This window comes from Pseudosulfitobacter sp. DSM 107133, assembly GCF_022788695.1.
Lineage (GTDB): Bacteria > Pseudomonadota > Alphaproteobacteria > Rhodobacterales > Rhodobacteraceae > Pseudosulfitobacter.
Genome location: NZ_CP085154.1, coordinates 401,928 through 423,136 on the forward strand (window position 1 = coordinate 401,928; position 21,209 = coordinate 423,136).

Here is a 21,209-nt window from a genome sequence, read left to right on the forward strand (position 1 = left end):
GTAGCTGCCATGACCGATCTTTCGCGCCGCTTTTTTCTGACCCGGTCTGCGGTTCTGGGCTGTTCGCTGGCGGCCAGTCCGTTGCTGACGCCGGTCACATTCGCTGCTGCCCCATGGGATACGCGGCTGATCGTCATCATCCTGCGCGGCGCGATGGACGGGCTGGACGCGGTGCAGCCTTATGGCGATCCGCATTACAAGGGCCTGCGCAGCAGCCTTGCGGGCGGGCCACTGAACGGGGCGTTGGATCTGGACGGGTTCTTTTCGTTGCATCCGGCGCTGGGTCCGCTTTTGCCGATGTGGCAGGCCGGAGAGTTGGGGTTTGCCCATGCGGTCAGCACGCCCTATCGCGACAAGCGCAGCCATTTCGACGGGCAGGACGTGCTGGAGGCGGGCACCGATACGTTGCAGGGCGGCGTGCGCGACGGCTGGTTGAACCGGATGCTGCAAGAGGTGCCGGGCGTGGCTGCCGATACTGCCTATGCCATTGGTCTGGGCGAGATGCCGGTTCTCAAGGGGAAGGCGGCGGTGGCCAACTGGGCCCCTGACTCATCGCTTGCCCTCAGTCCGCAGGCCGAACGTCTGCTGGCAATGATCTCGGAAAGCGATCCGGCCATGCACGCGGCCCTGGCCGAGGCTGCGCTGCTTTCGGCGGCAGATGCGCCGATGATGGCGGGCGATATGGCCAGAGACATGCAGGCGGTTCGCAAGGGCAACGAACATCAGAAAATTGCGGAGTTTGCCGCCAAGCGGCTGCGCCAGGATGCGCGGGTGGCCTCGTTCTCGTTGAACGGCTGGGACACCCACCGCGCGCAACAGCGCGGGATCACGGCCGCGCTGGGCGATCTGGCTGAAACGCTGGTGCATCTGAAACAAGAGCTGACCGGCCCCGTCTGGAACAAGACCGCCGTGGTCGCGATGACCGAATTCGGCCGCACAGCGCGCGAGAACGGGACCAAGGGCACCGATCATGGCACCGGTGGTCTGGTGGTGATGGCGGGCGGGGCGATCCGGGGTGGCAAGATCTATGGCGACTGGCCGGGGCTGGAGTCTTCCGACCTCTACGAAGGTCGCGACCTGATGCCCACCCGCGATGTGCGCGCCTATGCGGCATGGATCATGCAGGCGGTGACGGGGCTGGACATATCCACGCTGGAACGCGTGGTCTTTCCCGGGCTCGACATGGGCAGCAATCCTGGCATTGTGCTTTAGGGTCCATCCCCTAGAGGTTAAATCCGCTTGGCGATGGACCGCACGCCGCCTATAGATTCGGGTATGAACACGCGATCCACAGACAGCCCGCAATTCGGCGCACCCGTTGACAACTGGACCCCTCCGCCCACCCCCGAGGGTGCGGCCATGCGAGGGCGCTATGCGGCGCTTGAGCCGTTGGACGCGGACAAGCACGCGGCCTTGCTGTTCCGTGCCTACGAAGGCGAAGATCACGTTTGGGATTACCTGCCTTACGGGCCGTTTTTATCGTCGGCGCAGTATCACCGCTGGGTGCACAGCGTTGCGGGCAAAAGCGACCCGGTCTTTTTTGCTGTGCGCAATTTGGAATCCGGTCACTTTGACGGCGTTCTGAGCCTGCTGCGCATAGATCCAGCGGCCGGTTCGATCGAAGTGGGGCACATCAACTTCGCGCCGGTTTTGCAGCGCACCTCGGTGGCGACCGAGGCCCTGTTTCTGACGATGCAATGGGCGTTCGAGGCCGGCTATCGCCGGTTTGAATGGAAATGCGATGCGCTGAACGTGCCGTCGCGCCGCGCAGGTCAACGGCTGGGCCTCAGCTTTGAGGGCGTTTTCCGTCAGGCCACTGTTTACAAGGGGCGCAACCGTGATACCGCCTGGTTTGCAGCAATCGACAAGGAATGGCCCGCGTTGCAAGAGGCCTTTCGCGTCTGGCTGGACCCGTCGAATTTTGACGATGATGGCAACCAGGTCGAACGCTTGTCAGACCTGACCGCGCTGGTGCGCGTCGCAAGTGACCCCACGCTGTAACGCGCTGGGACTAAATGGGTTGTTTTCGGACAGGCTGCGTGTTTGCAGCAGTCGTATTCACGCTGTTCAAATTGCCATTCGGTGCGTCAGACGGTCATGCACCAATCCGGCCAGAACGGCAGCCTCGGACATTGCAGGCTGGCCTGCCGCGCGTTTTTCGGCCAGTGCCTCGGCGGCCTTTTGCAGGGGGCCGTCTTTGGCGCTGCGGGCAACGCCGCACAGGAACTGTGCCACATAGTCCAGCGTGCGGTCGTCGTTGTTGTCTTCCATGACGTCAGCCACATGTGCCATGTCGTCCTGAAACGCGATGGGGTCGGGATGCACTTCTTCAAAAGACACATCGCGGGGGCCGTCGGGGCGGCGGTCTTCGGGCAGCAGGGACAGGATCTGGCCCTGAAAGACACCGAGCGAGGTAATCGGTTTTTCAAAAAAACCGTCTGCACCGGCGGTGAGTGCCGCCTCTCTGCCGAAATTGTCACCCGAGGTGCCAAGGATCACCTCGGGGCGCGGTGTGCTGGCGACCAGACCGCTGATCAGATCAATTCCATTGCCATCGGGCAGGCCCAGATCAATGATCACCACCGAAGGTCGGTAAACACGCAGGTGCCGCCGCGCCGCGCGCAGGCTGTCGGCCCGACGGATGCGCGCACCGCTGCGCAGGCACAAAAGGCGCAGCGCCTCGCAGGCGAAACGGCTGTCTTCGACTGCAAGAACGGTCAACCCCAACAGCGGACGCGCGGTTGTGGGCGCTGGCAAATGTGGTGTGAATGGGTCGATGTTGTCCATGTCTGTCCCTCCGATTTCGACTCTGACGCTAGCGCGCGTTGCCTAACAGGGCGTTAACGTGCCCCCTGCGGCGGTGCGTCCCTTGCGCGCCAATCCCAAGCTGCGCATAACTGCGCAAACCTTATTCGGGAGATTTGACCATGATCGGACGCCTCAACCACGTTGCCATCGCCGTGCCGGACCTCGCGGCCGCTTCGGAGCAATATCGCAGCGCGCTGGGTGCCCAGGTTGGCGCCCCGCAAGACGAACCCGACCACGGCGTCACGGTTGTGTTCATCGAACTGCCCAACACCAAGATCGAATTGCTGTACCCCTTGGGCGAAAACAGTCCGATTCAGGGGTTTCTGGACAAGAACCCCTCGGGCGGGATTCACCACGTCTGCTACGAAGTTGATGACATCATAGCCGCCCGCGACCACCTCAAGGCCAGCGGCCTGCGGGTATTGGGCGACGGCGAACCCAAGATCGGCGCGCATGGCAAACCGGTGATCTTCCTGCACCCCAAGGATATGAACGGTACATTGACAGAACTGGAACAGGTCTGATGGGCCCTGTATCCGGTTTGGTTCTGTTCGCGGTGATCTGGTTCATGACCTTTTTGATCATCCTGCCGATTCGTGTTCAGACTCAGGGCGATCTGGGTGAAATCGTGCCCGGCACCCATGCCGGCGCGCCTGAGGTTCACAACCTGAAGAAAAAGGCGTGGATCACCACCGGCGTGGCGGCGGTGATCTGGGCTATCGTTGCGACGATCATCCTGTCAGGCGTGATCACCTTGCGCGATATTGACTGGTTTGACCGGATGGCCCCGCCATCTGCAAGCGATGGAACAGGTGGGTAAAGGTCGCCGCGCCAAGGATCGGTATCAGCAGGTTCACCAGCGGCACCGACAGCGGGATCGCCATCAGGAATCCCGCAATGAATATGGTGCCGCGATGGTGGCTCCTTAAATCGCGCGCACCTTCGCGTCCGACGCGGCGCATTGCGGCCAGCGTAAAATATTCCCGCCCCAGCAGAAACCCGTTCAGCGCCCAGAATACAACCGGCGTCAGAAAGGGCATAAGCATCAGTGTCAGGATGACGTAAACAAGGATGGCCAGCAGGTTGGCCCCGATCAGAACACCCAGAAAGTTCACCGTATCGCGCACCGCATCGCCAAACGGCACGTTCATCGCGGGCGGCAGGTTCGGATAATGCTCGTCTTCGACGGCCTGGGCGACCTCGTCGAGAAACATCGATGTGATGGCCGAGGCCACCGGCACCATCAGGAACACCGACAGGATCAGCATCAGCAGCACCGAACCCCAGCTCAGGATGTCGTCCAGCCAGGTAATCTCGCCCACGATCGGGGCATCCACGCTGTCCGCGGTCAGCGCATCAACCAGCCAGACCAGCCCGGTGGTAAAGGCCACCAGCAGCACGATGGTCAGCAAAATCCCCAGAAACAGCACGCGCCGGAAGCGCGGGTCGCCGATCTGGCCCAAAGCGGCAAAGAAAGACGCGAAAATCATTCGGACAGCCATGTGGTTTTGGCCGCAACATCCGGGCGCGGACGTTCGGGCGGTGCGGTGGTTTCGGTGCCAATGTGGATCAGCCCCGCGATGCGTTCGTTGTCTTTCAGCTTGAAGGCTTCTTGCATGAACACACGGTCATGGCTGGGCCAGCCCGACAGCCAGTTGGCCCCCCAGCCCGCCGCCAGCGCCGCGTTCAGCAGCGACAGACACACGGCCCCGGCAGAGTAGGTCTGTTCCAGCGCCGGAATCTTGGGCGAGGGCACATGCACCTCGATCACGGCGACGGCCAGATGGCCCATGTCGAACTGGCTGCGGCCCTTGCCGATCTGTTCTTCGTCCAGCCCCAGCACCTTGCCACGGGTTTCGGCCAGATCCGCCAGACGCGGCATCGCGGTCTTTTCGATCACGATAAACCGCCACGGCTCAAGCTTGCCATGATCGGGCGTGCGGGCCGCTGCCGTCAAAAGTTGGTCCAACGTTGCGCGGTCGGGCACAGGCGTTGTCAGCGTTTTCGCGGGGCGGCTGCGGCGGGTCAGCAGGAAATTCAGGGCAGCGGGATCAGGTTCAGGCATATGTTACGATCTTTTACATTGGGCAGGTTGCATGTCGTCATTGCAGGCGGCCCCGTCAAGGGCCAACATGTATTATAGGCCAAGTTGATCGGCCATAAGGTCGATCTCGGCGATCAGAAACGCATCAAAGCGCGGACCGGGTTGGCGCACTTCAAAGGTCACGCCGAAGGGGTCCGCCAGTTTGATGGCACTGCCTGACATGGCCTCGATTGCGGCATGGGCGCAGAAGGGGACGTAAACCTCGGAATAGCCGCCCTCGTGGACCAGAACCAGCTTGCCATCGCAAACCTCGGCGGCCAGGTCTTTGACCTTGTGGGTCATCTGCCGGTAGGTGTCCGCCGTCGCAATCATCCGTGCCAACGGATCGACCGCCGAGGCGTCATAGCCGCTGGCGATGATGATGATATCAGGCGCAAAGTCGCGGATTGCAGGAACGGCCACGCGGTCCATCGCGTGCAAATAGGCGGTATGTCCCGCACCGGCAGGCAGTGGCAAGTTGATGTTATACCCTTCGCCCGCGCCCTTGCCGCGGTCGGCCAGCGCGCCGGTGTCCAGCGGATAGTTGCCCTCCTGGTGGAACGAGAGTGTCAGCACGTCGTCGCGGTCATAGAAAATCGCCTCGGTGCCGTTGCCGTGGTGCACGTCCCAGTCCAGCACGGCCACACGCCCCGCCAGCCCCTTGGCGGCCTCGATGGCGATGGCGATGTTGGCCATCAGGCAGAAACCATTTGGGTAATCGGGCAGGCAATGGTGGCCGGGCGGGCGGCTGAGCGCATAGGCGTTCTGCACATCGCCCGTCAGAACCGCCTCGACCGCCGCAATCGACAGGCCCGCCGACAGCGCGGCCAGCTCGTACCCGCCACGGGCGAACGGCACGCGCAGGCCCAACTCACCGCCGCCGTTGTCGGACATCTCCTTGAACGTATCCAGATAGCTTTGCGGATGGACGCGCAGCAACGCCTCGGTCGGGGCTTCGGGTGCGGTGCGCACGTCCAGTTCGCCCATCAACCCGGTGACGTTCATCAGATTGACCAGCCGCCGCTTGGTCTCGGGGCTTTCGGGCAGGCCGCCGGCGGCCAGCGGCTGTATCAGCCCGCCGACGGGCAGGGTAAAGGCATAGTTGCCGCCCCCGTGCCAGAATGTACGTTCGTCCCAGAAAAATCCTGTGGCCATGACCTGTCTCCTGTTTTGCCGCAGGGTGGCCGAGACCGTCAGGATTGTCGATGCACTGGCGTGGAAAAATGCACGCTCAGGCGGCTTCGGCCAGCAGGGCGTGAACATCAAGCGGGCTGTTCACCATTTTCAACCGTCCCTCGGAATCACGCGGCCAGTCGGAGGGATCGCGGTCGCGGTACAACTCGACGCCGTTGCCATCGGGATCGCGCAGATAGACGGCTTCGGACACGCCATGGTCTGCGGCCCCGTCCAGCGGAATTCCCGCCTCGACAACACGCTTCAGCGCTGCCCCCAGACTGGCCCGGTCTGGAAACACAAAGGCCGAGTGGTAAAGACCCGGCGCGCGGTCCGGCGCGGGACCGGACCCTTTGGAGTGCCATGTGTTCAGGCCGATGTGGTGGTGATAATCGCCTGCCGCGAGAAAAGCCGCTTCGGCGCCATAGCGTTGGGTCAGTGTAAAGCCCAACACATCGCCATAGAAGGCAATGGCCCGATCAAGGTCGGAGACTTTGAGATGGACGTGGCCGACGCGGGTGTCGGCGGGAACTTTGCCGGGCATGGGTGCCTCCTGAGACTGTGGTTGACCTACAAATAGACTGCGCCTTCCCCGCACAAAAGGCGAGACCGCGCGCAGGGTCGGTGCACAGATGCGCAAAGGGCGGATGCCGCAGCACCCGCCCTTTGTGATTTGGACCTGTCGTGGAAGGTGGCTTAGGCGCCAACCAGCCCGACGATTTCATAGGTCTTTTTCAGGATCGGCACCGTGATTTCGCGCGCCTGTTCCGCACCGCGTGCCAGAATGCGGTCGATCTCGGTGGTGTCATCCAGCAACCGCGCCATTTCGGTCGAGATGGGCGACAGCTTGGCCACGGCCAGATCGGCCAGCATCGGCTTGAACTCTCCGAACTGCTTGCCGCCCACCTCGGCGAGCACCTGATCGACCGTCTGATTGGTGAAAGCGGCATAGATATTGACCAGGTTGCGCGCCTCGGGACGGTCTTCCAACCCCTTTGCCTCCGATGGCAGGGCGTCGGGGTCTGTCTTGGCCTTGCGGATCTTCTTGGCGATGGTGTCGGCATCATCGGTCAGGTTGATGCGGCTGGCATCGGAGGGGTCCGATTTCGACATTTTCTTGGACCCGTCGCGCAGGGACATCACGCGGGTCGCGGCCCCTTCGATCACCGGTTCGGTCATCGGGAAGAAATCGACGCCATAGTCGTGGTTGAACTTGGCCGCCACGTCGCGGGTCAGCTCGATGTGCTGTTTCTGGTCCTCGCCCACGGGCACGTGGGTCGCGTGATAGACCAGAATGTCGGCGGCCATCAGTGCCGGATAGGCGAATAGCCCGAGCGAGGCTTTTTCGGCGTTCTTGCCAGCCTTGTCCTTCCACTGGGTCATGCGCTGCATCCAGCCCATGCGGGCCACGGTGTTGAAAATCCACGCCAGTTGCGCGTGCTCGGGCACCGCGGACTGGTTGAACAGAATGGATTTTTCAGGATCGACGCCCGAGGCGATAAAGCCTGCGGTCAACTCGCGCGTGTTGTGGCGCAGCTTGTCGGGGTCTTGCCAGACGGTGATCGCGTGCAGGTCCACCATGCAATAGATGCAATCGCGGCCTTCGTTCTGCATTTCCGAGAAACGCTTGAGCGCCCCCAGATAGTTGCCAAGTGTCAAACCGCCCGACGGCTGGATGCCGGAGAACACGCGCGGCGTGAATTGCGATGCAGGAGCGTCAGTCATTTGGGTTCCCCTCTGGGCATTCGTGCGTGGCTGGCTTACCCATGCGCCAAAGTCCCGTCAAGGAGAGCCAACCATGCACCCCGATATGCAACCCCCCGTAAATCCGTTGCCCCCCGTTGTCTGGGCCCTGTTCGCCGCCATCATGGGTGTCGAGGCCGTGCTGTCGCTAGGGGCGGCGGGCGTGATTGGCGGTCCGGGCGCTGTGGGCTGGCGGCTGGCAGCGCTGCGCGATTACGGGTTCTCGGGCATCGCCTTTGACTGGATGCTGGCGAACGGTGTTTTTCCCTGGGAGCACTTGCTGCGCTTTGTCACCTATCCCTTTGTGAACGGCGGTTTTTCCAGCACATTGTTCGCGGGCGTGATCCTGCTGGCACTGGGCAAGCTGGTGGGTGAGGTGATGGGACAACTGGCGGTGCTGGTGGTGTTCTTTTTCTCGGCGATTTTCGGGGCTGTGGCCTATGGGCTGTTGACTGATGCGCCCTGGCTGATCGGAGCGTTTCCGGCGGTTTACGGGCTGATCGGGGCCTATACCTTTTTGATGTGGCAACGGCTGGCAGGTACGGGTGCGCAGCAATTGCAGGCGTTTTCGCTGATCGGTGTGCTGATGGGGCTGCAACTGCTGTGGGGCGTGTTCTTTGACGTGGGCGTTGAATGGATTGCCGACCTGGCCGGTTTCGTCTGCGGTTTTGCGCTGTCGCTGATCGTGGTGCCGGGCGGGTGGGCGCGTCTGCGCGCGACGATCCAGCGGCGCTGAGGCGTTGCCGGGGGCGCTGCCCCCGCGCCTTGCGGCGCTCCCCCGGAGTTTATCGGGCAAGATGAAGGCAGGGGTTACCTTGGTTTGCGTTTGGTGGCGCGGCGGAAGTCTGACAGTTTGAAGGCGCCGATCAGGTGGCCGGTGCCGAAGTAGCTGACGACACCCGCGACGATCAATGCCGTCAGTGCGATGTAGCGCAGGCTGGGAGTTCCCAAGGCGACAGACAGTGACAGGGAGACGGCCCACAGGCAGGCGCCCATCACGGCGGAGGCAAGGATAATTCGCCAGATGCGCTTGCGAAAGCGGTCGTCGAAACGGGCGACATCGCCCATTGAACGGGTGCCACGGCGCAGCATCAGAACCATGGTCCAGCCGGCAACGGTGGTGGCAAAGGCAGGGGCGATCCAGCCGATCACGGGCGCGAGGACAACGGCAAGTACAGCGTTCACCCCCATTGTCCACAGCGCATAGCGAAACGGGCTGCGGGTGTCCGAGCGGGCGAAGAACAGCGGTTGCAGGAATTTCTGGATCACAAAGGCGGGCAGGCCGAGGCCGTAGATCGCAACCGCCACCGCGATGGCGGCCACATCATCCGGCCCCGTGGCGCCGCGTTCGAACATCACCGATGTCAGCGGCAGCGGAATCACCATCAGCGCTACGGCCGAGGGGATGGTCAGTGCCAGTGAAATCTCGGCTGCACGGCTAAGCGCATTGCGCGCGCCGTCGTCGTCACCGGCCTTGAGCCGGCGCGACAGGTCAGGCAACAGCACGATGCCGACAGCAATGCCGACCACGCCCAGGGGCAGCTGGTACAGGCGGTCTGCGGCAAACAGCCAGCTGACAGCCTTGTCGAATTGCGAGGCGACGACCTGACCCACCACAAGGTTGATCTGCATGACGCCGGTGGCCAGCGCTGCGGGCACGGCCACGATCAGCATCTTGCGCATGTCCGGTGTCCAGCGCGGCAGGCCGGGTTTCAGCGCAAAGCCTGCCCGCGTGGCGGCGGTCCATGTCAGGGCCAGTTGCGCGATGCCGGCCAGCGGGATGGTGCAGATCAGCCAGAGGACAACTTCGCCGCCGATATACGAGGCAACCAGCATTGCGGTAATGACAAAGATGTTCAGCAACACAGGCGCCGCCGCCGCCGCGGCAAAGCGGCCTGTGGCGTTCAGCACGCCCGAGAACAGCGCCGACAGGGACATGAAGAAGATATATGGGAAGGTGATGCGCCCGAATCCCACCGTCAGGTCGAACCGCTGCACGTCAAAGCCGCCCGCCGTGGCCCAGACCAGCGCAGGCATGAACACCAGTCCCAGTGCCGTCAGCGCCAGCGTGACAAACATCAGCCCGTTCAGCGCGTCGGTGGCAAAGCGTTGCGGTGCATCATCGCCTTCGAGCTTGGCCGAGAACATCGGCACAAAGGCCGCGTTAAACGCGCCTTCGGCAAAGAAGCGGCGGAACATGTTGGGCAGTCGGAAGGCCGCGACAAAGGCATCCATCAGCGGGCCCGGCCCGATCAGCGACAGGATCAGGATTTCGCGTGCAAAGCCGAGGATACGCGACAACAACGTCCAGACCCCTACGGTCAGAAAGCCGGACATCAGGCGGATGGGTTTCACAGGCGGGCCTTTCTGGTGCGGGTCTGGATCAGGGCCTAGCGGGTCAGACGGGGGCCTGACAAGGGCCTGTGATTGCGATGGCAAAGTGTTGTGTAGATGCGGCGCGGGGGTGCGGCAGTTTTCGCGCAGATTGCTGCTTATCCTGTCTTTGCGTGCATAAATGGGGGGCAATCTTGTCATTGTCGCCAGTGGCTGAACGCAAAGGGGGTAAAACTTGAGTTTGTTTGCAAGATCGTTTTGATGGATGGAATCACTTTGCAAAGGGACGCCTCATGCCAGATGCCCAAACGGACCATCTTTCCGCAGAAATGACCGCGTGGCGGCATGATTTCCACGCCCATCCCGAGCTGGGTTTTGCCGAGACGCGCACCGCCGCACGGGTGGCCGATCTGCTGGAAAGTTTTGGCCTGCAAGTGCATCGCGGCGTCGGGCAGACCGGCGTTGTCGGCGTGTTGCAGCGTGGCAATGGCACAGGCGCGGTGGGTTTGCGCGCCGATATGGATGCGCTGCCCATCGGCGAAGCCACCGGCGCGGCACATGCCAGCCGTACAGGCGGTGTGATGCACGCCTGCGGGCACGACGGTCATATGGCGATGCTGTTGGGGGCGGCCAAACATCTGGCAACGCACGGGCAGTTTAACGGGCGGGTGGTGTTTATCTTTCAGCCTGCCGAGGAACACGGTCAGGGCGCGCAGGCGATGATCGCCGACGGGTTGTTCGAGCGGTTCGGGGTCGATCAGGTCTTTGCCATCCACAACATGCCGGGGCTGGCCACGGGGCAGATGGAAACGCGGGCCGGGCCGATGACCGCCTCCGAAGCGTTGTTTGAAATCGAGGTGCGCGGGCGCGGAGGCCATGCGGCCATGCCGCATCTGGGCGTCGATGCCATCGTGGTGGGCGCGCAGATCGTGGGCGCCTTGCAGACCATTGTATCGCGCAAGCTGGATCCGGCGCAAAACGGTGTGGTTTCGGTCACCGAATTCATCGCTGATGGCGGGCGCAATATTCTGCCCGGCAGTGCGATCCTGAAGGGCGATGCGCGCGCCTTGTCGCCCGATACCAACACCGCCATCGAGGCGCAAATGCGTTCGCTGGTTGCGGGCACCTGTGCGGCCCACGATGTCAGCGGCGAGGTCGGTTATGCAACCGTCTTTGCCCCCACGCTCAACGATGCCGAAGCCGTGGCGGCTGTCACCCGCGCAGGCGTTGCGGCGCTGGGGGCGGGGAATGTCGATCCCGCCTGCCTGCCCAAACTGTTCTCCGAAGATTTTGCCCACATGGCGATGGCCCGTCCGGGATGTTTTCTGTTGATGGGCAATGGCACCGAGGATGCATTTGCACAGCCGCTTCATTCCGCGCGCTACGACTTTAACGATGCCGGTCTGGTTCCGGGGGCAGACGTCTGGGTGCATCTGGTGCAGGATATGCTGCAAGCGGCGTAACACCGCTTGCCTCTGGCCGCGCAGACAGCGGTGCGGGGATCAACCCTCGGCCCGTTGTGCCCCTTCGACAATGGCGGCGCGCAGACGTTTTTCCAGCGTCTTTTGCTTGCTTGGTGTATAGTATTTCAGCCCGAACATGTCCTTCACATAGAAGGTGTCGACGCATTGTTCGCCGTAAGTCGCAATGACCGCATTGGCCACATAGACGTTTGACGATGCCAAGGTGCGCGCCAGATCGTGCAGCAGGCCGGGGCGGTCGCGGGTGTCGACTTCGATGATCGTGTAGATTTCCGACCCGTCGTTGTCGAAGGTGATATGGGTCGGAACGCGGAACACTTTTTCGCGTTTCTTGACCTTGTCGCGGTCCACCATTGCGTCGCGGGTCAGCACTTCGCCGTGCAGCGTGCGTTCGATCATCTTGCGCAGGCGCGGCAGGCGGCTGGCGTCATAGGGGGTGTCGTCGGCGTCCTGAATCCAGAATGCATCGGTCACATAGCCGTCCTTGGTCGTGTAACTGCGCGCGTCAACCACATTGGCCCCCACCAGCGCCAGCGCGCCGGCCAGCCGCGCAAAAATGCCCGGATGGTCCTGCATCACGAAACAGACGCGCGTGGCGTCGCGGTCTTCGTCCGGGTGCAGGTCTATGCGGATTTCGTCATCGCCAATACCGCGCAGAAGGTTGGCAAAGACCACATGGGCGGTCTGATGCAAGCCCTGCCAATAGGGTTCGTAATGGCGCCCCGTCTCGGTCTGCAAATCCTTGCGCGGCCAGTCTGCCAATGCGGCGCGCAGGGCCTTCTTGGCCTCGGCCCCGCGGTTTTCGCGGTTCAGCGCCTCCATGCCGTCTTCCAGCGCAGTGCGGGTCTGGCGATACAGCGCGCGGATCAGCACGGCCTTCCAGTTGTTCCATGTGTTCGGGCCGACACCGCGGATGTCGCAGACGGTCAGCACGCACAACAGGTCCAGCCGCTCGACCGTGCGCACGGCCTTGGCAAAGTCGCGCACGGTGCGCGGGTCGGCAATGTCGCGTTTCTGCGCCATGTCCGACATCAGCAGGTGATAGCGCACCAGCCATTCGACCGTGTCCACCTCGTCGGGTTTCAGCCCCAGACGCGGCGCGACCTTGCGCGCGATCTGTGCGCCAAGGATCGAGTGGTCTTCTTCGCGTCCCTTGGCGATGTCGTGCAGCAACAGTGCAATGTACAGAACCCGCCGGTTGACCCCTGCTTTCAGAATCGACGACGCCACGGGCAGATCTTCGATCAGATCACCATGTTCGATCTCGCTCAGGCTCATGATGGTCTGAATGATGTGCTCGTCGACCGTGTAGGAATGATACATGTTGAACTGCATCATCGCCACGATCGGCTTGAATTCGGGGATAAACGCCCCCAGCACTCCCAGTTCATTCATCCGCCGCAGGGCGCGCTCGGGGTTGCCGTGTTTCAGCAGCAGGTCCAGAAAGATACGCTGTGCTTCGGGGGCGTTGCGCACCGAGTCATCAATAAGTTTCAGGTTCGCCTTCACCAGACGCATGGCGTTGGGGTGTATCAACATGCCGGTGCGCAGCGCCTCTTCGAACAGACGCAGGATGTTCAGCGGATCCGACAGGAATGCGTCGTCGTCGATCAGGGCGATGCGGTTGTGAATCACCCGATAGCCCGTTTTGATCTTGCGCCGCCGCCCCAGCAGCCGTTCCAGCAGGGGTTCTGCCTTGAGGTGAACCGCCTCCAGTCCGGTCAGGAAGATGCGGGTCAGATCGCCCACTTCGGTGGCATGCAGGAAATAGGCCTGCATAAAGACTTCGACGGCGCGCCGGCCGGCCTTGTCTTCATAGCCCATGGCTTCGGCCACCTGTACCTGCATGTCAAAGGTCAGCTGTTCCGTGGCGCGGCCTGTCAGCAGATGCAGATGACACCGGACGGCCCACAGAAAGCTCTCGGCCGCTGCAAAGCTGGCGAATTCGTCTTCGGTGAAAACGCCCAGTTGCACCAGATCGGCCGTATCGTGGACCCCGTGAATATACTTTGAAATCCAGAACAGCGATTGCAGGTCGCGCAGGCCGCCCTTGCCTTCCTTGACGTTCGGTTCGACCACATAGCGCTGGCCCTGGCGCTTGTGACGTTCGTCGCGCTCGTGCAGCTTGGCCTCGACAAAATCGCGGGCCGTGCCCGAAAACAGATCGTCCCACAGGCGTTTGTCCAAACGTTCGGCCAGCTCGCTGTCGCCCGCGATAAAGCGGTGCTCAAGCAGCGCGGTGCGAATGGTGAAATCCTCGCGGCCCAAGCGGATGCAGTCTTTGACGGTGCGCGAGGAATGGCCGACCTTCAGGCGCAGATCCCACAGCATGTACAGCATGGTCTCGATCACGCTTTCGGCCCATGCGGTGATTTTGTAGGGGGTCAGAAACAGCAGGTCGACATCCGAAAACGGGGCCATTTCACCGCGGCCATAGCCGCCCACCGCGATCAGCGTCAGCCGCTCGCCCGAGGTGGGCGAAACATTGGGATGGATCACTTCGGTGGCCAGGGTCATCGCCGCCTGAACCAGCTGGTCGGTCAGGTAGGTATAGGCCGTGGTCGTCGGGCGTGCGGCAAAGGGGCGTTCCGCAAAGGCCGCAGCGATGGTGGCGCGGCCTTGTTTCTGGGCCTGTTGCAGCCAGGCAACCATGGCGTTGCGCACGTCCATCGGTGCCGCATCATTCTGCCGCGCCTTTATCAGTTCTGATGAAAAGGCGGCAGAATCGAAAATGGTCTCTGGCGGGCAGATCATGTCGGCCGCCAGAGGCTCAAGGTGTTGCGTTTCAAGCATCGTGGATCAGAACCCGGCGCCGCCAAAGGATTGCGGTGCCGCGTCGATGATTGCGACCTGATTGTTGCGGATGGTCGCAATGGCCAGCCCGCGTTCGTTGGTGCCGTCACTGCGCAATCTGAAGATGCCCGAGGCGCCTTGGAAACCCGCCCCCTGCGTCAGCGCCGCGCCGGTCAGCGCGTTGGAATTGCCCTTGGCGATCAGTGCGCCAATAGCGGCAATGCCGTCAAAACCCAGGCCCGCGATCGGGTGCGGAGCACTGCCATAGGTCGCCTGGTATTTGGCGCGGAAGGCTGCGCTGCGTGCTGGGTCAGGCAGGGCGAACCAGCCGCCTTGCAGACCGGGCAAGGTCAGGGTTGGTGACGGAATGTCCCAGCGGGTCAGGCCGATGTATTGTGTGACCGACGGCTGGATGCCCGCTTCGGGCAGCAATTGTGCCAGCAGGGGCAGGGCTGAAGCGGTCGACGAGGTCATGAAAACCGCGTCGGCGCCCGAGCTGTCCATCGTTGCCTTGATACGCGGTACCGCGTCGATCACACCCTGCTGCGAGAGCGGATAATCGACGGAACCCGCCAGCGTGGCGCCACTGCCGGCAATGGCGTTCTCGATGGCATTGCGGCCCAGCTGGCCTGCAACGTCCTGTGCACTGACCACAACAATGCGCGATTTTCCCTGGCGGGCGGCAAAGTTTACCAGCCGGTTGGCCGTGGTCTGAAAGGTTGGCCCAAGCACATAGACGTTGCCGCCTGCGATGGTCGTGTTGTTGGAGAATGCCAATACGTTCACACCGGCACGGGCGGCTGCAACACCCGCGGCATTTGCCGCTTCGGCGTAAAGCGGGCCGATGATGATCTTGGCGCCGTCGTTCACGGCCTGTGTCGCAACGTTGGCTGCCGTGGCGGCATTGCCGGCCGTGGCATAGACCCGCAGGTCGATGGTCACTCCGCTCAGATCGCGCATTGCCAGTCGTGCGGCGTTTTCCAGACTGGTGGCCAGCAGATCATCCGAGGCCGAGCCCGAGCCCCGGGGCACCAGCAGCGCGACAGGAACAGGTTTCGAGGTGTTGATTGACGGGCCGCCACTGCCAACGCCCCCGGTCACACCTGTATCGCAGGCGGCCAGTGCCAGAGCAAAAAGCGGCAGTGTCAGCAGGCGCAATGCCTTGCGGGCAGGTTGTAAAAACGCGAACATGGTCCAGAGAACTCCCTCGGGTCTGGGCGGCGCATCTGCCACCTTGATTTGGCGAAGATCATAGAGGTCACGAAAGGCGGGTCCAGCGTTGAATTTCCAAAAGGTTTCTCTACCGTCAGGTATTCACCTTGTCGGTGTCCCGATCGGCACGGCCCGCGACATCACGCTGCGGGCGCTGGACGTGCTGGCGTCGGCCGATGTACTGGCCGCAGAAGACACTCGCAGCCTGCGCCGTCTGATGGATATCCACGGGGTGCCGCTGGGCGGGCGGCGCATCCACACCCTGCATGATCACAGTGCTGACAAGGTGGTGGCGCAATTGCTGGCTCATACGGGCGCGGGCGGATCTGTGGCCTATGCCTCCGAAGCGGGGATGCCGCTGATTGCCGATCCGGGGTTTGAGCTGATCCGCGCGGCCCGTACAGGGGGCGTGCCGGTGCATTGCGCCCCCGGACCCAGCGCTGTGGTGACCGCTTTGGCGGTCGGCGGCTTGCCGACGGATGCGTTTCTTTTCGGCGGTTTTCTGCACAGTGCCAAGGCGGCGCGGCGCAGTGCGCTCGAAGGTTGGGGAAATGTGCAGGCGACTCTGGTGTTCTACGAATCACCCAAGCGGCTGGCGGCCATGCTGGCAGACGCAGCCGACGTGCTGGGCGGAGACCGTCAGGCAGCTGTGTGTCGTGAGTTGACCAAGAAATTCGAGGAAGTGCGCAGCGGAACCCTGTCAGAACTGGCCGAACACTATGCCGATGCAGCGGTGAAAGGCGAAATCGTGGTTTTGATCGACCGCCGTTTAGAGAAAATTAGGGAAGATGATATTGAATCAGACCTGATTGAAGCGCTGGGGCGTATGTCGATGCGCGATGCGGTGGATGCCGTATCGACGGCACATGGTGCGCCCCGTCGCAAAGTATACCAACTGGCGCTGACCCTGCCCAAGGGGAACAGCGAGGATTCCTGAGGGATGGCATGGAACAACTGGCATTTGATTTTTCCGTTGAACATGCGCAGGTGCCGCCTGTGATGTCCAAACCATCCGTTCCCGATACGCGACGCTTGCGTGGTAAAATGGCCTATCATGCGGGCGCCGCCGCCGAAGGCCGGATTTCGACCGATTACGAACGGCGGGGTTTTCCTGTTGTCCAGCAACGCTGGCGCGGCAAAAGCGGCGAAATCGATCTGATCGCGCAAGACGGTGATGGTTTGGTCTTTATCGAGGTTAAACACAGCAAGACATTCGACCGCGCCGCCGCCCGGTTAAACGCAGCGCAGATGCGCCGGATCTATGCATCTGCCGAAGAATACCTTGCCCGGATGCCGCGCGGCAGCCTGACCGAGGTGCGATTTGATGTGGCGCTGGTGAACGGGCGGGGCGAAACGCGGATCATAGAAAACGCTTTCGGATTTGACTGACCCATTGCGCCTTGGGCGTTGCTGATCCATCAAGGAACCTCAGCAAAGCGAGGTGCCGCGATGAAGATCGCCTTTCAGATGGACCCTATCGGGGACGTGAATATCAACGCAGACAGCAGTTTCCGTCTCGCCGAAGAGGCACAGGCGCGGGGGCATTCGCTGTTTTTCTACACGCCGGACCACCTGGCCTATCAAGAGGGTCGCATCACCGCACGGGGGCAGGATTTTACCGTGCAGCGGGTGCAAGGCGACCATGCGCAGCTGGGCGAGATGCGCGAGGTCGATCTGTCCGAGTTTGACGTGGTCTGGCTGCGGCAAGACCCGCCTTTTGACATGCACTACATCACGTCGACACACCTTCTGGATCGTCTGAAAGAGACGACGCTGGTGGTGAATGATCCGTTCTGGGTGCGCAACTTTCCGGAAAAGCTGCTGGTGCTGGATTTCCCGCAGCTGACGCCGCCCACCACGATTGCGCGTGATCTGGATACCATCAAGGCGTTCAAGGCCAAGCATGGCGATGTCATCCTCAAGCCGCTTTACGGCAACGGCGGTGCAGGCGTGTTCCGGCTGGACGCGAATGACCGCAACCTGAGCAGCCTGCACGAACTGTTCACCGGCTTCAGCCGCGAGCCGTTGATCGTGCAGAAATTCCTGCCAGCGGTCAGCAAGGGCGACAAGCGGGTGATTCTGGTTGATGGCGAGGCTGTCGGTGCAATCAACCGGGTGCCGGCCGAGGGCGAGACCCGGTCGAACATGCATGTGGGCGGGCGCCCCGAAAAGGTGGGTCTGACCGACCGTGACCACGAGATTTGCGCGGCGATTGGCCCCTTGCTGAAAGAGCGGGGGCAGGTTTTTGTCGGCATCGATGTGATCGGTGACTATCTGACCGAGATCAACGTGACCTCGCCCACGGGCATTCAGGAACTGGAACGGTTCGACGGCGTCAACATCGCCGCCAAGATTTGGGAAGCGATCGAAGCCAAACGGGCATGAGCTGGCAACGGCCCCTGTTGAACGGGTGGCTGCGTCTGGTTGAAAAGCGCAGCCTGACCCATGCCGCCTCGCCCGGGGTCATACGCCGCAGGCTGGAACGGAACGCGCGTTTCTTCTTTCATGGTCCGCGCGAAGTTGCCCAGCGATGGCATGATCTGGGCGCGGACACGGCGCTTTGGCTGGAACCGGCAGAGGCGAACTGCGGCAATATTGTGCTTTATTTTCATGGCGGGGGCTATGTTTTTGGCAGCCCGCGCACCCATGCGGCGATGGTTTCGGTTCTGGCCAAGGCGTCGGGCGTCCGCGCGGTTTTGCCGGTCTATCCGCTTGCCCCGGAACATCCTTTTCCCGCAGCGCTGGACCGGGCCGAGGATGCTTATCATGCGCTTTTGGCCTCCGGCGTTTCGGCCGATCATATTGTGATGGGCGGAGACAGCGCAGGCGGTGGTCTGGTGCTGGCCTTGCTGGCGCGCCTGATCGCTGCCGGGGCTGATTTGCCGCGTGGCGTTTTTGCCTTTTCGCCGCTGACAGACTTGACGTTTTCGGGTGCAAGCCTGCGGGTGAATGCAGACCGCGAGGCGGTGTTGCCCGCGGGCCGTGTGGCCGAGCTGGCAGCGGGCTATCTGGCAGACACAGCTGCCGACGATCCGCGCGTGAGCCCGCTTTTTGCGGATTTCACGGGCGCACCACCTGTCTGGATCACGGTCGGCGATACTGAAATCCTGCTGGACGATGCCCGTCGGATCGTGCCGCACATGCGGGCGCAGGGCGTGCGGGTACAGATGCACATTGCCCATGACCTGCCTCACGTTTGGCCGATGTTTCACAACATGTTGCCCGAAGCGCGCGCGACGCTTGATAATCTGGCGGGCTGGATCAACTCCCGTTGGGATGCGGCACCCGGTAGCTGACCGCTTCGGCAACGTGGCGGTGACAGACGTCCGCTGATCCGTCCAGATCGGCGATGGTGCGCGCGACGCGCAGGACGCGGTGATAGCCGCGCGCGGACAGGGCAAAGCGTTCCGCCACACGGCTCAGAAGGGCGCTGCCTTCGGCGTCGGGTGTCGCGATTTCCTTTAGGATTTCCCCTTCGGCGTCGGCGTTGGATCGCATGTCGGCGCGCCCTTCGAACCGCGCGATCTGGAGGTCGCGCGCCGCTTTGACGCGTGCGGCAATCTGCGCCGAGGTGTCGCCCGATGCGGGAAGGTCCAGGTCGGTGTAGCGCACGGGCGGCACGTCCACGCGCAGGTCGAACCGGTCCATAAGCGGGCCGGAAATGCGGCCCATGTAATCCTCGCCACAGATCGGGACGCGTGCACAGGCGCGATCCGGGTCTGTCAGATAGCCACATTTGCAGGGGTTGGCGGCGGCGACCAACATGAAAGCACAGGGGTATTTCACATGGGCATTGGCGCGCGCGATCATTACCTCGCCGGTCTCGATGGGCTGGCGCAGGGTTTCCAGCACGGTGCGGGGAAACTCGGGGAACTCATCCATGAACAGCACGCCGTTGTGGGCCAGCGACACCTCGCCCGGTTTCGCGCTGCGCCCGCCCCCGATGATCGCGGCCATCGACGCAGTGTGGTGCGGTTCTCGGAAGGGGCGTGCGCGGGAAATGCCGCCTGCGTCCAGAAGGCCCGCCAGCGAATGGATCATCGAGGTCTCCAGCGCCTCGGAGGGGGTCAGCGGTGGAAGGATACCCGACAGCCGCGCGGCCAGCATGGATTTGCCCGACCCCGGCGTACCGACAAGGATCAGGTGGTGCCGCCCTGCGGCGGCGATTTCCAGCGCGCGTTTGGCACGTTCCTGCCCTTTGACGTCGCGCATGTCTTTCAGGGGATCATCTGGCGTGACTTCTCCGGGCGTGCTGGGTTCAATCAGGGACTGGCCCGTAAAATGGCGTACGGCTGCGCCCAGATCTGGTGCGGCAATCACTTTGGTTGCGGACACCCAGGCGGCTTCGGCACCCGAGGCGGCGGGGCACAGCAGCGTGCGGTCGTCTGCGGCGGCGGCCATGGCGGCGGGCAGGGCGCCGATGACAGGAACCAGCGTTCCATCCAGCGACAGCTCTCCCAAAGCAACGACGCCCTCGGTGGTGTCCTTGGGGATGATGTCGAGTGCGGCCAGTAGCGCCAGTGCGATGGGCAGGTCAAAATGCGACCCTTCCTTTGGCAGGTCCGCAGGCGACAGGTTCACGGTGATCCGCCGTGAGGGCAGGGCGATAGCCATTGCCCCCAGCGCCGCGCGCACGCGGTCGCGGGCTTCGGACACGGCCTTGTCGGGCAGGCCGACGATTGAGAACGCAGGCAGCCCCGGCGACAGGGCGCATTGCACTTCGACGGGGCGGGCCTCGACCCCCTGAAATGCCACGGTATAGGCGCGTGCGACCATTCTATCCCTCTGCGATATGGTTAATCGGTAGAGGGTGGGCGTTTACGAATGGTTAATGCCCGCCGTGGGGAGGCGGGCATCGGGATTGGATATTTAGGGCCAAAAGAAAGATCAGGGCCAGTTTGCGATCGGTGTGCCCATATCATAGGGGAAGGGATCATATGTGGTCTTCAGCCCCTCCGCGCGCCAGGCCTTGAACGCAGGATCGGAAAGGGTTGTCGCGCAATAGGCGCGGGCGGCCTCGGACACGGGCAGATCATAGCCGATGATGCGGGCGCAGACCGGCGCGTAAAAGGCATCGGCCAGGCTGTAGGCCCCGAACAGCCACGGACCGTCTGAGGCAAAGCTGCGCGCGTGGGTCCACAGTGTTTCGATGCGGGCCAGATCGGCGCGGGTCGCCTCGGAGGGTTGAAAGCCCGTGTTGACGTGTTGCAGTTGCATCGGGCACTGGTTGCGCAATGCACCAAAGCCTGCGGCCATTTCGGCGCAAAGCATCCGTGCGGTGGCGCGTGCGGCGGGATCGGCGGGCCACAGGCCTGCGTCGGGGTGACGCTCGGCCAGTGTCTCGGCAATCGCCATGCTTTCGCCCACCACCGTGCCGTCGGGCAGTTGCAGGGCGGGCACCAGTTTTGCGGGGGCCAGATGCGCCATATCAGCGGCCATTGTGCCGCCATAAAGGCCAACAAGGTGCGTGCGGAAGGGCAGGCCGAATTTCTCGAGCATGAGCCAACCGCGTAAGGACCAGCTCGAAAAAGTGCGGTCACCGATATAAAGATCATATGTCATGGCGTGAACGTTAACCGCGT

At 62.6% G+C, this 21,209-nt stretch carries 21 protein-coding genes; 10 read left to right on the plus strand and 11 right to left on the minus strand.

The features are described from left to right. Nucleotides 1–9 precede the first annotated feature (9 nt). Nucleotides 10–1,212, plus strand: coding sequence for a DUF1501 domain-containing protein (locus DSM107133_RS01930; RefSeq protein WP_114294050.1), 1,203 nt, complete (start codon nucleotides 10–12; stop codon nucleotides 1,210–1,212). Between the two features lie 63 nt (nucleotides 1,213–1,275). Next, on the plus strand, nucleotides 1,276–2,001 hold the full coding sequence (locus DSM107133_RS01935) for a GNAT family protein (RefSeq protein ID WP_114294049.1): 726 nt from the start codon (nucleotides 1,276–1,278) through the stop codon (nucleotides 1,999–2,001). Between the two features lie 66 nt (nucleotides 2,002–2,067). Here the strand turns inward: DSM107133_RS01935 and DSM107133_RS01940 are convergent, their stop codons facing one another. Next, entirely contained in the window at nucleotides 2,068–2,787 is a 720-nt protein-coding gene (locus tag DSM107133_RS01940) for a response regulator (RefSeq protein ID WP_114294048.1), read from the minus strand. Nucleotides 2,788–2,927: 140 nt separating this feature from the next. On the opposite strand from DSM107133_RS01940, the gene mce reads away from it, so the two are divergent. Together mce and DSM107133_RS01950 are read left to right on the plus strand one after the other, a co-directional pair. After that, a complete protein-coding gene (gene mce / locus DSM107133_RS01945; protein WP_114294047.1) occupies nucleotides 2,928–3,332 on the plus strand; it encodes a methylmalonyl-CoA epimerase in 405 nt (134 codons plus the stop codon). Next, complete coding sequence (locus DSM107133_RS01950; protein WP_114294046.1) at nucleotides 3,332–3,628, plus strand: DUF1467 family protein; 297 nt, start codon at nucleotides 3,332–3,334, stop codon at nucleotides 3,626–3,628. Before mce ends, DSM107133_RS01950 begins: the two co-directional genes overlap by 1 nt. Here the strand turns inward: DSM107133_RS01950 and DSM107133_RS01955 are convergent. The 5 genes from DSM107133_RS01955 to trpS all read right to left on the minus strand — a co-directional run bounded on the left by DSM107133_RS01955 (nucleotide 3,558) and on the right by trpS (nucleotide 7,789). Beyond that, nucleotides 3,558–4,298, minus strand: a complete 741-nt coding sequence (locus DSM107133_RS01955; protein WP_114294045.1) for an EI24 domain-containing protein — start codon at nucleotides 4,296–4,298, stop codon at nucleotides 3,558–3,560. The genes DSM107133_RS01950 and DSM107133_RS01955 overlap by 71 nt on opposite strands. Beyond that, on the minus strand, nucleotides 4,295–4,873 hold the full coding sequence (locus DSM107133_RS01960) for a nitroreductase (RefSeq protein ID WP_114294044.1): 579 nt from the start codon (nucleotides 4,871–4,873) through the stop codon (nucleotides 4,295–4,297). Before DSM107133_RS01960 ends, DSM107133_RS01955 begins: the two co-directional genes overlap by 4 nt. Before the next feature lie 72 nt (nucleotides 4,874–4,945). Continuing rightward, nucleotides 4,946–6,046, minus strand: a complete 1,101-nt coding sequence (locus DSM107133_RS01965) for a class II histone deacetylase (RefSeq protein ID WP_114294043.1) — start codon at nucleotides 6,044–6,046, stop codon at nucleotides 4,946–4,948. Nucleotides 6,047–6,122: 76 nt separating this feature from the next. Further along, complete coding sequence (locus tag DSM107133_RS01970; protein ID WP_114294042.1) at nucleotides 6,123–6,608, minus strand: VOC family protein; 486 nt, start codon at nucleotides 6,606–6,608, stop codon at nucleotides 6,123–6,125. Nucleotides 6,609–6,760: 152 nt separating this feature from the next. After that, nucleotides 6,761–7,789 (minus strand): tryptophan--tRNA ligase, encoded by a 1,029-nt coding sequence (trpS, locus tag DSM107133_RS01975; RefSeq protein ID WP_114294041.1) that lies wholly within the window; start codon nucleotides 7,787–7,789, stop codon nucleotides 6,761–6,763. A 73-nt stretch (nucleotides 7,790–7,862) separates the two neighbouring features. Here trpS and DSM107133_RS01980 point away from each other — a divergent pair, with 73 nt between their 5' ends. Continuing rightward, a complete protein-coding gene (locus DSM107133_RS01980; protein ID WP_114294040.1) occupies nucleotides 7,863–8,543 on the plus strand; it encodes a rhomboid family intramembrane serine protease in 681 nt (226 codons plus the stop codon). A gap of 74 nt (nucleotides 8,544–8,617) precedes the next feature. Here DSM107133_RS01980 and murJ read toward each other — a convergent pair whose 3' ends face one another. Then, nucleotides 8,618–10,162 carry a murein biosynthesis integral membrane protein MurJ gene (gene murJ, locus DSM107133_RS01985; protein ID WP_114294039.1) on the minus strand — a complete coding sequence of 515 codons (1,545 nt, stop codon included), beginning with the start codon at nucleotides 10,160–10,162 and terminating at the stop codon, nucleotides 8,618–8,620. Nucleotides 10,163–10,434: 272 nt separating this feature from the next. Between murJ and DSM107133_RS01990 the strand changes: the two genes are divergently transcribed. Further along, a complete protein-coding gene (locus DSM107133_RS01990) occupies nucleotides 10,435–11,604 on the plus strand; it encodes an amidohydrolase (RefSeq protein ID WP_240310566.1) in 1,170 nt (389 codons plus the stop codon). Nucleotides 11,605–11,643: 39 nt separating this feature from the next. Here DSM107133_RS01990 and DSM107133_RS01995 read toward each other — a convergent pair whose 3' ends face one another. Next, nucleotides 11,644–14,415, minus strand: coding sequence for a [protein-PII] uridylyltransferase (locus DSM107133_RS01995; RefSeq protein ID WP_114294038.1), 2,772 nt, complete (start codon nucleotides 14,413–14,415; stop codon nucleotides 11,644–11,646). Between the two features lie 6 nt (nucleotides 14,416–14,421). Further along, complete coding sequence (locus DSM107133_RS02000) at nucleotides 14,422–15,606, minus strand: penicillin-binding protein activator (RefSeq protein WP_114294037.1); 1,185 nt, start codon at nucleotides 15,604–15,606, stop codon at nucleotides 14,422–14,424. Nucleotides 15,607–15,694: 88 nt separating this feature from the next. Here DSM107133_RS02000 and rsmI point away from each other — a divergent pair, with 88 nt between their 5' ends. From rsmI to DSM107133_RS02020, 4 genes are read left to right on the plus strand one after another with little or no spacing between them, the layout of a single operon-like run. Next, nucleotides 15,695–16,564 (plus strand): 16S rRNA (cytidine(1402)-2'-O)-methyltransferase, encoded by an 870-nt coding sequence (gene rsmI, locus DSM107133_RS02005; RefSeq protein ID WP_114294036.1) that lies wholly within the window; start codon nucleotides 15,695–15,697, stop codon nucleotides 16,562–16,564. Nucleotides 16,565–16,572: 8 nt separating this feature from the next. Beyond that, on the plus strand, nucleotides 16,573–17,016 hold the full coding sequence (locus DSM107133_RS02010) for a YraN family protein (protein WP_114294035.1): 444 nt from the start codon (nucleotides 16,573–16,575) through the stop codon (nucleotides 17,014–17,016). Between the two features lie 60 nt (nucleotides 17,017–17,076). After that, nucleotides 17,077–18,012: a glutathione synthase gene (gene gshB, locus DSM107133_RS02015; RefSeq protein WP_114294034.1), complete on the plus strand. Its 936-nt coding sequence runs from the start codon at nucleotides 17,077–17,079 to the stop codon at nucleotides 18,010–18,012. Continuing rightward, on the plus strand, nucleotides 18,009–18,923 hold the full coding sequence (locus DSM107133_RS02020; protein ID WP_114294033.1) for an alpha/beta hydrolase: 915 nt from the start codon (nucleotides 18,009–18,011) through the stop codon (nucleotides 18,921–18,923). Before gshB ends, DSM107133_RS02020 begins: the two co-directional genes overlap by 4 nt. Here DSM107133_RS02020 and DSM107133_RS02025 read toward each other — a convergent pair. Beyond that, nucleotides 18,889–20,403 (minus strand): YifB family Mg chelatase-like AAA ATPase, encoded by a 1,515-nt coding sequence (locus DSM107133_RS02025; RefSeq protein ID WP_114294032.1) that lies wholly within the window; start codon nucleotides 20,401–20,403, stop codon nucleotides 18,889–18,891. The genes DSM107133_RS02020 and DSM107133_RS02025 overlap by 35 nt on opposite strands. A 111-nt stretch (nucleotides 20,404–20,514) precedes the next feature. Continuing rightward, entirely contained in the window at nucleotides 20,515–21,189 is a 675-nt protein-coding gene (locus DSM107133_RS02030; RefSeq protein ID WP_114294031.1) for a glutathione S-transferase, read from the minus strand. Between the last annotated feature and the right edge of the window lie 20 nt (nucleotides 21,190–21,209).

Bases quoted from the DNA above. Each gene is read 5' to 3' on its own strand.
- DSM107133_RS01930 (WP_114294050.1), top strand. From the start codon at position 10: ATGACCGATCTTTCGCGCCGCTTTTTTCTGACCCGGTCTGCGGTTCTG.
- DSM107133_RS01935 (WP_114294049.1), top strand. From the start codon at position 1,276: ATGAACACGCGATCCACAGACAGCCCGCAATTCGGCGCACCCGTTGAC.
- DSM107133_RS01940 (WP_114294048.1), bottom strand. From the start codon at position 2,787: ATGGACAACATCGACCCATTCACACCACATTTGCCAGCGCCCACAACC.
- mce (WP_114294047.1), top strand. From the start codon at position 2,928: ATGATCGGACGCCTCAACCACGTTGCCATCGCCGTGCCGGACCTCGCG.
- DSM107133_RS01950 (WP_114294046.1), top strand. From the start codon at position 3,332: ATGGGCCCTGTATCCGGTTTGGTTCTGTTCGCGGTGATCTGGTTCATG.
- DSM107133_RS01955 (WP_114294045.1), bottom strand. From the start codon at position 4,298: ATGATTTTCGCGTCTTTCTTTGCCGCTTTGGGCCAGATCGGCGACCCG.
- DSM107133_RS01960 (WP_114294044.1), bottom strand. From the start codon at position 4,873: ATGCCTGAACCTGATCCCGCTGCCCTGAATTTCCTGCTGACCCGCCGC.
- DSM107133_RS01965 (WP_114294043.1), bottom strand. From the start codon at position 6,046: ATGGCCACAGGATTTTTCTGGGACGAACGTACATTCTGGCACGGGGGC.
- DSM107133_RS01970 (WP_114294042.1), bottom strand. From the start codon at position 6,608: ATGCCCGGCAAAGTTCCCGCCGACACCCGCGTCGGCCACGTCCATCTC.
- trpS (WP_114294041.1), bottom strand. From the start codon at position 7,789: ATGACTGACGCTCCTGCATCGCAATTCACGCCGCGCGTGTTCTCCGGC.
- DSM107133_RS01980 (WP_114294040.1), top strand. From the start codon at position 7,863: ATGCACCCCGATATGCAACCCCCCGTAAATCCGTTGCCCCCCGTTGTC.
- DSM107133_RS01990 (WP_240310566.1), top strand. From the start codon at position 10,435: ATGCCAGATGCCCAAACGGACCATCTTTCCGCAGAAATGACCGCGTGG.
- DSM107133_RS01995 (WP_114294038.1), bottom strand. From the start codon at position 14,415: ATGCTTGAAACGCAACACCTTGAGCCTCTGGCGGCCGACATGATCTGC.
- DSM107133_RS02000 (WP_114294037.1), bottom strand. From the start codon at position 15,606: ATGTTCGCGTTTTTACAACCTGCCCGCAAGGCATTGCGCCTGCTGACA.
- DSM107133_RS02010 (WP_114294035.1), top strand. From the start codon at position 16,573: ATGGAACAACTGGCATTTGATTTTTCCGTTGAACATGCGCAGGTGCCG.
- gshB (WP_114294034.1), top strand. From the start codon at position 17,077: ATGAAGATCGCCTTTCAGATGGACCCTATCGGGGACGTGAATATCAAC.
- DSM107133_RS02020 (WP_114294033.1), top strand. From the start codon at position 18,009: ATGAGCTGGCAACGGCCCCTGTTGAACGGGTGGCTGCGTCTGGTTGAA.
- DSM107133_RS02025 (WP_114294032.1), bottom strand. From the start codon at position 20,403: ATGGTCGCACGCGCCTATACCGTGGCATTTCAGGGGGTCGAGGCCCGC.
- DSM107133_RS02030 (WP_114294031.1), bottom strand. From the start codon at position 21,189: ATGACATATGATCTTTATATCGGTGACCGCACTTTTTCGAGCTGGTCC.